Source organism: Mesorhizobium sp. M0563 (genome assembly GCF_040321065.1).
Taxonomy (GTDB): domain Bacteria; phylum Pseudomonadota; class Alphaproteobacteria; order Rhizobiales; family Rhizobiaceae; genus Mesorhizobium.
Map to the genome: position 1 here is coordinate 168361 of NZ_JAMYQV010000012.1, position 9861 is coordinate 178221.

Below are 9861 nucleotides of genomic sequence, written 5' to 3' on the forward strand. Positions count from 1 at the left end.
CATGACCTCGAAAATCGGAATCGATTTTCGGAACGATCATGCCTGGTCGCGACAGCCTCTTTTTGCGCATGGAGGCCATGCAGAATCGGCGATTTCAAAAAGCGTCAGCAAGGCTTACCTTCTTAACGTGGAGGAACGTGTCTTATTGCCTGCAAAGGAGACCATCATGTCCACGATTTCAGCCAGACGCGGATTTTTCAGAAGCGCTGTGAACGCGCTGATCGAAGCTCGCCAGCGCGAAGCGAGCCGGTATGTGAGCGGCGTTTTGCTTGGCTTTGATGACGAAACGCTGAAAGCTCACGGCTACGATCGCGAAGAGCTGAAGAAAGCGGCGAACTCTCGCTAGGTCCGAGCGGATGCGTTGAAGGCGCGGCGCCTCAGCGCTTGAGATGGATCGTCACCCAGCCTTCGCGGTGCAAGGTGCGGACGTGCCGGAATTTCTGGCCGACATAGGCCGCGATCACCGCGTCGCGCTGGCGCTCGAGAATGCCTGACAAAACGATCGAGCCACCGCGCGCGATATGCCCGGCCATTTGCGGCGCCAGCCGCATCAGCGGCCGCGCCAATATATTGGCAATTATCAGGTCGAAGGGCGCACGCGCGGCAAAGATCGGATGATGAAAACCGGGTGCAGCCACCGTTTCAATGAGCGCCTTGACATGGTTCAGCCGCGCATTGGCGGCGGCCACCTTGACGGCGACCGGGTCGATGTCGGTCGCCAGCACTGGAATATGAGCGAGCTTGGCCACCGCGATGGCGAGCACCGCGCTGCCGGTGCCAAGGTCGAGCGCGTTGCGCGGATGCTCGCGCTCTATGACCTGCTCCAGCATTTCGAGGCAGCCGGCGGTGGTGCCGTGATGGCCGGTGCCGAAGGCAAGGCCGGCCTCGATCTCGATGGCGAGCTCACCGCTGTGGCGCTTCCTGCGGTCATGCGCGCCATGGACGAAGAAGCGCCCGGCCCGCACCGGCTTCAACCCCTCCAGCGAGCGCGCCACCCAGTCGATGTCGGGCAGCGCTTCGCGCTCTATCGATTTCGACAGCGACAGTCCGGCAAGGATGTCCCTAAGCCGCGCCTCGACCGCATCGACGTTGTCGTCCGCATAGAGCGATACTTCGTGGATGTCGCGGTCCTCGTCGACCTCGAGCACCGCAACCGGCAGGCCCTCATCGTCGAACGCCGCACCGAGCGCCGCGAAGATGCGATCAGCCTCGATCTTGCCCGCGGTGAAATACAAACGCGTCTGCGTCATTACCGGATATGTCAACCTTCCGCCACCAGCCGTTTGAGCTTGGCGATGGCGGCGTCCGGGCTTTCGCCATAGGCAATGGTGCCGGCGAAATCGCCCTTGGCATTGAGCAGCAGCACCGAAGCGGTGTGGTCCATCGTGTAGTCGCCGTCGTTCGTGTCGACTTTCTTCCAGTAGATACCGAAGGACTTGGCCATGGCGTGGACCTTGTCGGGATCGCCGGTGATGCCGAGGATGCGATCGGAGAAATTGCTGACATAGGTGTTCATGATTTCGGGCGTGTCGCGCTCCGGGTCGACCGTAACGAAATAGGCGCGCAGGTTCTTGCCGTCGTCGCCCATCGTCTTCAGCCAGCCGGCCAACTCGAAAAGCGTGGTCGGGCAGACTTCCGGACAATGCGTGAAGCCGAAGAAGACGACGCTGGGGTGGCCGCGAAAGGCGGCTTCGGTGACCGGCGCGCCCTTCTGGTCGACCAGCGTAAACGGCGCTCCGAACGGCTCGCCGCCATAATGTCCGCGGTACCAGTCGAAGGTGAGCCAGCCGATGCCTGCGGCCATCAAGAGCAGAATGCCGACCAGAATTGAACGCATCATCAGTGAAAGTCCGTCGTGATTTCCATCGGCCGCCATATTGGCGCCGTGAAGGCCCTGCCTTGGCGAACACTCTTAGCGGTTCGGTCGCGCCGACGCAAAGATGTCGCGTTGCCGCAACCGGCAATCCAGTGGGAAGGCGATCTGCTTGCAAAGCGCTGCCGTTCGTCCCACCTGAGGTCGGCAAAATTCGAACCGCAGGAGGCCTCTTTGCGAAAATTGATTGGCGGCGCGTTGGCCGCATGCCTGGTCATTGGTGCCGGCGCGGCCGTCGCCGAGGAAGTCGGCAAGGTCGGCGTCGATTGGCTCGGCAACGACATCATCGTCGAGGCGATCAAGGATCCGAAGGTCGAGGGCGTGACCTGCCACGTCTCCTATTTCGACCGTGGCATGATCGACCGCCTGCAGAAAGGCAACTGGTTCGAGGACCCGTCCGATTCTTCGATCTCCTGCCGCCAGACCGGGCCGATCACCATTGGCGATATCGACATGAGCGAGGCCGGCGAGGAGGTGTTCAAGCAAGGCATCAGCCTGATCTGGAAAAAGCAGGTGGTGAACCGGATCTACGACAAGGCCAACGAGACGCTGATCTACCTCTCGCATTCGCGCCAAGTGCAGGATGGCTCGGCAAAAATGTCGGTCACCACCGTGCCGCTCTACGGCCAGAACGTGGTGTGGACCAGCGGCAAGCCGAAATAGAGACTGAAGGTGCTACAGGGTCCTTGGCGCATCCAAACGGATGCGCGGCGCTGCACTCGGCTTGCGAGACTATGCGTGCCGGCGTAAAGCGCGCGCATGGACCGTCCCGAACACCTTGTCCTGAAAGATCCCGAGCCGCGCATCCATCCGACGGCGGAGCTGAAGGCTTGCAAGCTTGGACGCTATGCGTCGATCGGCGAGCGGGTCATCCTGCGCGAGGTGGTGGTCGGCGACTTCTCCTACTTCGAGCGCCACGCCGAGGCGATCTACACGACGATCGGCAAGTTCTGCTCGATCGCCGCCAACAGCCGCATCAATGCGCTGGAGCATCCGGTCGAGCGGCTGACGCAACACAAGATCAGCTACCGGCCCAACGAGTACTTCCGCTGGCTGGGTGTCGATCAGGCGTTCCGCGACCGGCGGCGGGCGAAAGCCGTCAGCATTGGCCATGATGTCTGGATCGGCCATGGCGCGGTGATCATGCCTGGCATAGTGATCGGCAATGGCGCGATCGTCGGTGCCAACGCGGTGGTGACGCGCGACGTGCCGGCCTATGCAATCGTCGCCGGCGTCCCGGCCAAGCCATTGTACCAGCGCTTCAGCGCGGAAACTGCGGCACGGATCGAACGTCTTGCCTGGTGGGACTGGCCGGTCGAGAAACTGGCCAGGGCAGTCCCCGACATGCAGGCCTTGCCTATCGAGGCTTTCCTCGACCGCTGGGAAAACGACGCCGCCTGATCGTTGCGAGCGCGGCGCGTGCGCTGTTTGACCGTGAATTCCTCCTCGCAGGGAACTCGAAGCAGTTGCCGATTGTTTCTCCCTGCCATGATCGAAAAGCTGTTCACCAGGATCGCCAACCATATCGCCCATCTTGCCGGTCTGCCGCCGACGTTTGCCGTCTGTTTCCTGATCATTGTGGTCTGGGCGGCAAGCGGTCCGGTCTTCGGCTTTTCCGACACGTGGCAGCTCGTCATCAATACCGGCACCACGATCGTCACCTTCCTGATGGTGTTTCTCATCCAGAACACCCAGAACCGCGACAGTGCAGCGATCCAGGCCAAGCTCGACGAGTTGATCCGCGTCAGCAAAGCCAAGAATACCTTTATCGGCATCGAGCACCTGACCGAATCCGAAGTCGAGGAAATCCGGGCCAAATGTGAACGCGCGGCGAAGCGGCACGACGAACAGGTTGCCGACATGGCCGCACCCAAAGCCGTGGCCAAGAAGCGCAACCCGAAGAAGCACGCTTCGGCGTGAGGGAGCCTGTTGTCCGGGTTCCTGCGCGACGTTCGCCGGATCATTTCATGAATGCTGCAAAGGCTTCCTTGTAGTCCGGGTGCCAGCGCGACAGGGCAGGGCGGTTCTCGATGATGTCGCCAATCGCCCAAGCCATGCGCTTTTCGTCCATGGACCGGGTCGCCTCGTTATCGGGACACAGGATGTAGAAATCGCCACGCAGCACCGAGGCCAGCATGAAGTCGATGACCTGCTCGCCGGTCCAGGCGCCGGCCGGCTTTTCGGTCGCACCTTCGGTCAGGCCGGTAAAGGTAAACCCGGGAATGAGCAAATGCGCCGCGACATTGGCGCCGGGCTCGTTGCGCAGCGCGTGTGCAAGGCCCTCGGTATAGGTCTTCACGCCAGCCTTGGAGACGTTGTAGGCGAGGTTGCCGGGCGGCGTGGTGATGCCTTGCTTGGAGCCGGTGTTGACGATCAGACCCGGCTTTCCCGCCGCCAGCATGCGCTGCGCAAAGGCCTCGACGCCATGGATGACACCCCAGAAATTGATGTCCAGCAACTGCTTCCAGGCCTCGCGGTTCTCCCAGGGCTTGCCGGGGTTGTTGCCGACGCCGGCATTGTTCATCAGCAGCGAGACGTCGCCGAAGGCGCCGAATGTCCGTTCGGCCAGTCGGTCGAGCTCGTCGGCTTTCGAGACGTCAGTTGCAACGGCAAGCACGGCGCTCTCGCCGGCGATGGCGGCGACGGCGTGTCGGGCCTCATCGAGGCGTGCGCCGCCGATGTCGGCCAGCACGATCTTCATGCCCATCGCCGCTAGTCGTTTGGCCGCGGCAAGGCCGATGCCGCTGGCCGCGCCGGTGATGACGGCGACATTACCGGAGGCAAGTGCGGGCAGGGCGGTCTGGATCTCGGCGTTGGTGGTCATGATTTTCTCCTGTTCTGGCCGCGGCGAACTTAGCGCGGAACGAGGCTCGCGCAAGCCGATGCCGGTATCTTCGGGTTGACCGCGTCGGCGGGCGCTGCGCATGCTGATATCGAAAAAGGAGACTGGCGATTGACCGACTGGATCGAGATCCTGAAAGAACAGACCGCAACCGGCGACCAGATGAGCCGCGAAGTGCCGCAAATGCTTGCCAATCCCGACATCAGCGAAGCGCAAGTGAAAACGCTTTTTTCGGCGCTCGAAAAACAGGCGGAGTTCGTCGAAAAGCTGCGTATGGCGCTGGAAAAGTTCGGCCATGATTTTTCAGTGATCAAGGCGGCCGAGCGGCTGGAGGAGCGCTACGCCGACCTTGCCGCCTCGGTAGCGGAAAAGCTGAAGGAAATGCGAGGCTAGAGCCTGTTCCATCCCGATAAAATTCGGGATGGGCTCTATCTTCTCGTTGGACCATGATCTTTTCCGAAAACCGGCATCCACTTTTCGCTGACGCGGTCCTTCGGTTCGGGATCATGGTCTGTCTATTTCTCGATTAGCCGCTCGAAGCGCCTGTCCGGCACTAACCAGATCAGCGCTACCAGGACATAGATCGAGACACCGATCCAGTGATTGACGAAGGTCAGTGCGACGGCGGCGATATAGAGGGCCAGCGAGATCTTTCCCTTGAGGTCATTGCCCAATGCCCTGGCGAAAAGGGTTTCGCTGCTGTGCAGTCGATGCAGGGCCATGGTGAGGATGTTGAAGCCGATGGCGCAGAGCGCCAGGTCGACGCCATAGACGGCGACCGGCACGGGCGCGAAATGGTTCTCACCCATGAAGGCTGTCGTCGCCGGCATCAGCGATAGCCAGAACAGCAGGTTGAGGTTCGCCCACAGCACGCGGCCGTCAACCCGCTGCACGGTATGGAACATGTTGTGCAAATTGTTCCAGTAGATGCCGACATTGATAAAGGACAGCACATAGCTGAGGAATATCGGCCAGAGTGGTGCCAGCGCGGAAAAATCCTCGCCATGCGGCACCTTCAATTCCAGCACCATGATGGTGATGATGATGGCGACCACGCCATCGGTGAATGCCTCGACCCGTCCTTTGCCCATGAATCTCCCCTGACAATCCGCTGAGGTTAAAAGAGGATCTCGCTCAGCGCCATCGGCAAAGCTGCCAAACTTGTCAGGAGCAAGTCGGGAAGGGGGAACGGCTGACGCGAAAAAGGCGTTTGGTGTCAGATCCCGAACAGCAAAAGGTCGAAAAATGACAGCTCACGCTCAAGTCATGACGCGCGATCACGAACTCGGCGGCAGCGCCGCAGCGGCTGCCGTGGCTGCCATGATCGCGGCTCTTTTCGCCGGCAGCACGGCGCTGACGCCGCTTTACATCATCTACAAGCAGGTCTTCGGCTTCTCGCAGATCACTTTGACGCTGGTCTACGCCGTCTATGTCATCGGCAATCTGGCAGCGCTGCTGATGTTGGGCCGTGTGTCCGATGTTATCGGGCGCCGTCCGATGGCATTGGCCGGGATGGCGGTGGCCGTCGTCAGCGCGGTGTTTTTCCTGTTCGCAGAAAATGTCGCGTGGCTCGACATCGCCCGGATTTTGAGCGGATTGGGAATTGGCGTCGGCGCCGGGACTGGGACGGCCTGGCTCGCCGAATTGCTCTCGGCCAACAACAAGTCACAGGCGGCGACGATTGCCACCAGCACCAATTTTCTCGGCCTCGGCATTGGTGCGCTGGGGGCCGGGTTGCTCGCAGAATACGCACCTTGGCCGCTCAGGCTGATATTCGTCGTCCACCTGGCGATGCTAGCGATCGTAACCCTGCTGATCTGGCGTACGCAGGAAACCGTTTCGCGGCCGGGAAAACTGGCTGACGTCTCGATGCGGCCGCGGCTTTCCGTGCCTGATGACATCCGCGCAAATTTCGTTGCGCCGGCGGTGACCGGCTTTGGCGCGATGGCGCTCGTCGGCTTTTATGCGGCACTCGCGCCGAGCATCCTGGCGCAGCAACTGCAGGTAGCCAACCATGCGGTAGCCGGCGCTCTGTTCTTTGAATTGTCGATCGTGGCGGCCGGCACCATTGTGGCGACGACGCGTCTTTCGAGCCGGGCCGCGATGTTTGCGGCACTTGCGCTGATGATCCCCAGCGTCGCACTGATCGTTGCGGCGCAGGTCTTCGCCTCGATGGCCATCATGGTCGCCGCAAGTGCTCTGTGTGGCGTGTCGGCAGCGCTCGGCTATCGCGGCGGCTTGCAAGTGGTGAACGAGATCGCGCCGGCGGACCGGCGCGCCGAAGTGGTATCGGCCTTCTTCATCTGCTGTTTTTGCGGCAACGCGCTGCCGGTCATCGGCATCGGCATCCTGTCGACCGTGGCAAGCGCGACCGTGGCGAGCCTGGCCTTTGCCGGCATGATTGTCGTCTTTTCCCTGGTGGCGCTCGGGTTTGGCGCGAAATACGCGCGCTGAGCCGGCCTTTCAGCCGTTCGGCGTCTCGGGCGAAAGATGCGCGCGCTGGCGCGGCACGCCGAGGCCGGTATCCGGCGGTTCGCCGGCAGCCGGCCGGCTCTCGATCATGTGCACGCTGCGCCAACGGCCGAAGCGATAATAGGCCGTGGCCAGCACGAGCGAGGTTATCGAGCCGGCCGGAAAGCTCCACCACAACGCTTCCTCACCGATCGCACTTCGAAAGAAATAGGCGAAGCTGGTGCGCACCAGAAGTACCGAGATCACCAGGATGATCAGCGGCGGCATCACCGCGCCCGTGGCACGCACAGTGGCGAAGAGCACGATGGTGATGCCGAACAGGATGAAGGACCAGGATGCGACCTTGTTGATGTGAGTGGCGATGTCGATCGCTGCACTGTCGCTGCTGAGGAAGAGGCTGAGCACCGCGCGATCGAATACGAACAGCAGCGCGACAAGCACGCCGGTAAGCACAAGGTTGAAGCCGACGCCGGACGCGGCGATGCGGCCGATCCGGTCCCAGCGCCCGGCGCCGACATTTTGCGCCGCCATGGACGAGACCGCGGCGCCGATGGCGAGCGCCGGCATCTGGATATAGGTCCAGAGCTGGGCGGCTATGCCGTAGGCAGCCGCGACCTGCGAGCCGTAGGCATTGACCATGCCCATCACAGTCAGCGCCGCGGACGAGACGACGATCATCTGCAGGCCCATCGGCACGCCCTTGAAGACGACAATGCGCAGCAGCGCCGGGTCCGGCCGCAGCAGAGCAAGATTGGCGCCGGCCAGCCGCAGCGGGTGCTTGCGCGCATAAAGCACGATCAGGATGGCAAGCACGCTTACCGTCTGGCCGATCAGCGTCGAGGTGGCCGAGCCGGCGATGCCGAGTTCGGGGAACGGGCCGATGCCGAGAATAAGCAACGGGTTCAAAATGACGTCGAGCACGACGGCCAGCGCCATGAATAGGAAAGGCGTGCGCGAATCGCCGGCGCCGCGCAGCACCGTCATGACGAAGGACAGCAGGTTCATCATCGGTACGGCGAGAAAAATGATACGCAGATAGGAGCGCGCCAGCGGCAACGCATCGGCCGGCGTGCCGAGCGCATTGAGGATTGTATCGACCCAGATCCAGCCGCAGACCGCGAACACCACCGAGACAAGGAAGAAGAAGGTGGCGCTGGTGCCGACGATGCGGCGGGCTTCGGGCAGATCGCGGGCGCCGACCGATTGCGCGACCAGGATGGTCGCCGCCATGCCGATGCCGAAGACGGTGCCGAGGATGAGAAACAGCACGAGGTTGGCATTGGACGTGGCGGTCAGCGCCGCTTCGCCGAGGAAACGACCGACCCAGACGGCATTGATTGAGCCGTTGAGCGACTGCAGAACATTGGAGCCGAGCACCGGCAGGGCGAACAGCAGCAATGTACGCGGGATAGGTCCACTGGTGAGGTCGCTGGTCCGCCGGCGTGCGGGCATCTTGTCGTCCATGGCAGGCAACTCGGCGAAGGCTTATCTTGAGTCCGGTCCGCAATGATTGCCGATTTAACGAGACAGGTCGACGCAGCGTTGCGAATTCCGCCTGGCGTGCCTTGATCCAATCATGTTCTCAAAGCTTCCGGAATCGTATATTGATCCTGCACGCGTGGGGCCGCATCTTTCCTGGATCTCATGGGCAAGCCGGGGGTTCATGTCCGATATTCCGCTGTTTTTTGAGCGCCTGAACCGGCGTGCGTTTCTTGGTGCATCCGCTTTGGGCGCGGCCTCCGTGGCTCTTTCGGCGTGCACCACGACGGACGTAGCGGCGCCGCCAGTGACCGCGGCGCCAAGCGATCCGGCTTTCGGCGATGCCGCAAGTATGTATGCGGCGCGCGTCGACGAGGGCTATCAACTGCCGGCAATCCCGGTAGCCAAGGTCGATCCGAAATTCGTGCGCCAAATCGTGTCCGATCCGACCGGAGAAAAACCCGGCACGATCGTCGTCGATACCTCCGAGCACTTCCTCTATCTGGTGCGCGACGGCGGCAAGGCAATTCGCTATGGCGTCAGCCTCGGCAAGGCCGGTTTCGGATGGACCGGCAGCGCTGTGGTTCAGGCGAGGAAGAAGTGGCCGGTCTGGACGCCGCCGCCAGAGATGATCCAGCGCCGGCCGGAACTGGCGAAATACAAGGACGGCATGCCGCCCGGCCCGCACAGCCCGCTGGGCGCACGCGCGCTATATCTCTTCCGCGACGGCAAGGACACGATGTACCGGCTGCACGGCACGCCGGAGTGGGATTCCATCGGGAAGAACGCTTCCTCCGGCTGTGTGCGCTTCATGAATCAGGACATTATCGACCTCTACAGCCGCGTCGACGGCGTCGCGCCGGTCTTCGTGCGCCCGAACCTGTCGGCCGCCGGGAAGATCGCCGCCGTGTCGGACAGGACGGCCGAGCCGATCGATGCGGGCGTGCCAAAGGACGCGGAGATGTTGAGGTAAGTGCCTTCGACGGATCGTCAGTCTTAGGTTTTGCAAACCCACTAGAACACAATCCTTGTGCCGGCGAGCCGCAACTGAAGGGCCCGACCGTTCGATCGTGCCAGGCAGGGGGGCCCGGTGGGCGCGGGCGCCCGGCGGGGGGGGTTGCGGAGTACCCGGGGGGCGCGGGCTCGTGTCCGAGTAGCAACCGGCAAAACGGGGGGCCAACGCGCCCCCTAGGGG

12 protein-coding genes are annotated in these 9861 nt (G+C 62.3%); 7 read left to right on the top strand and 5 right to left on the bottom strand.

Going from position 1 to position 9861, the window contains the following annotated elements; translation table 11 throughout:
- The first annotated feature begins 1 nt into the window (after window position 1).
- Entirely contained in the window at window positions 2–346 is a 345-nt protein-coding gene (locus tag NKI50_RS17370; RefSeq protein ID WP_348633244.1) for a hypothetical protein, read from the top strand.
- A 31-nt stretch (window positions 347–377) separates the two neighbouring features.
- Here the strand turns inward: NKI50_RS17370 and NKI50_RS17375 are convergent, their stop codons facing one another.
- Both NKI50_RS17375 and NKI50_RS17380 read right to left on the bottom strand, forming a co-directional pair.
- A complete protein-coding gene (locus tag NKI50_RS17375; RefSeq protein ID WP_023721180.1) occupies window positions 378–1250 on the bottom strand; it encodes a 50S ribosomal protein L11 methyltransferase in 873 nt (290 codons plus the stop codon).
- An 11-nt stretch (window positions 1251–1261) separates the two neighbouring features.
- On the bottom strand, window positions 1262–1840 hold the full coding sequence (locus tag NKI50_RS17380; RefSeq protein WP_023721179.1) for an SCO family protein: 579 nt from the start codon (window positions 1838–1840) through the stop codon (window positions 1262–1264).
- Window positions 1841–2047: 207 nt separating this feature from the next.
- On the opposite strand from NKI50_RS17380, the gene NKI50_RS17385 reads away from it, so the two are divergent.
- From NKI50_RS17385 to NKI50_RS17395, 3 genes are all read left to right on the top strand, one after another.
- Window positions 2048–2536 carry a CreA family protein gene (locus tag NKI50_RS17385; protein WP_023721178.1) on the top strand — a complete coding sequence of 163 codons (489 nt, stop codon included), beginning with the start codon at window positions 2048–2050 and terminating at the stop codon, window positions 2534–2536.
- A 96-nt stretch (window positions 2537–2632) separates the two neighbouring features.
- Window positions 2633–3274: a DapH/DapD/GlmU-related protein gene (locus tag NKI50_RS17390; RefSeq protein ID WP_023721177.1), complete on the top strand. Its 642-nt coding sequence runs from the start codon at window positions 2633–2635 to the stop codon at window positions 3272–3274.
- An 87-nt stretch (window positions 3275–3361) separates the two neighbouring features.
- Window positions 3362–3793 (top strand): low affinity iron permease family protein, encoded by a 432-nt coding sequence (locus NKI50_RS17395; protein WP_352639796.1) that lies wholly within the window; start codon window positions 3362–3364, stop codon window positions 3791–3793.
- 40 nt (window positions 3794–3833) lie between these two features.
- Here NKI50_RS17395 and NKI50_RS17400 read toward each other — a convergent pair whose 3' ends face one another.
- A complete protein-coding gene (locus tag NKI50_RS17400; protein WP_352481527.1) occupies window positions 3834–4697 on the bottom strand; it encodes an SDR family NAD(P)-dependent oxidoreductase in 864 nt (287 codons plus the stop codon).
- Between the two features lie 129 nt (window positions 4698–4826).
- Here NKI50_RS17400 and NKI50_RS17405 point away from each other — a divergent pair, with 129 nt between their 5' ends.
- The gene (locus NKI50_RS17405) at window positions 4827–5108 is read left to right on the top strand and encodes a hypothetical protein (RefSeq protein ID WP_023721174.1); all 282 of its coding nucleotides are present in this window, start codon (window positions 4827–4829) and stop codon (window positions 5106–5108) included.
- 122 nt (window positions 5109–5230) lie between these two features.
- Here NKI50_RS17405 and NKI50_RS17410 read toward each other — a convergent pair whose 3' ends face one another.
- Window positions 5231–5806, bottom strand: a complete 576-nt coding sequence (locus NKI50_RS17410; protein WP_023721173.1) for a TMEM175 family protein — start codon at window positions 5804–5806, stop codon at window positions 5231–5233.
- A gap of 154 nt (window positions 5807–5960) precedes the next feature.
- On the opposite strand from NKI50_RS17410, the gene NKI50_RS17415 reads away from it, so the two are divergent.
- A complete protein-coding gene (locus tag NKI50_RS17415; RefSeq protein ID WP_352717193.1) occupies window positions 5961–7169 on the top strand; it encodes an MFS transporter in 1209 nt (402 codons plus the stop codon).
- A 9-nt stretch (window positions 7170–7178) separates the two neighbouring features.
- Here the strand turns inward: NKI50_RS17415 and NKI50_RS17420 are convergent, their stop codons facing one another.
- Complete coding sequence (locus tag NKI50_RS17420; RefSeq protein ID WP_352639763.1) at window positions 7179–8651, bottom strand: MATE family efflux transporter; 1473 nt, start codon at window positions 8649–8651, stop codon at window positions 7179–7181.
- A 199-nt stretch (window positions 8652–8850) separates the two neighbouring features.
- Here NKI50_RS17420 and NKI50_RS17425 point away from each other — a divergent pair, with 199 nt between their 5' ends.
- Window positions 8851–9639: a L,D-transpeptidase gene (locus tag NKI50_RS17425; protein WP_352481524.1), complete on the top strand. Its 789-nt coding sequence runs from the start codon at window positions 8851–8853 to the stop codon at window positions 9637–9639.
- Window positions 9640–9861: the final 222 nt, after the last annotated feature.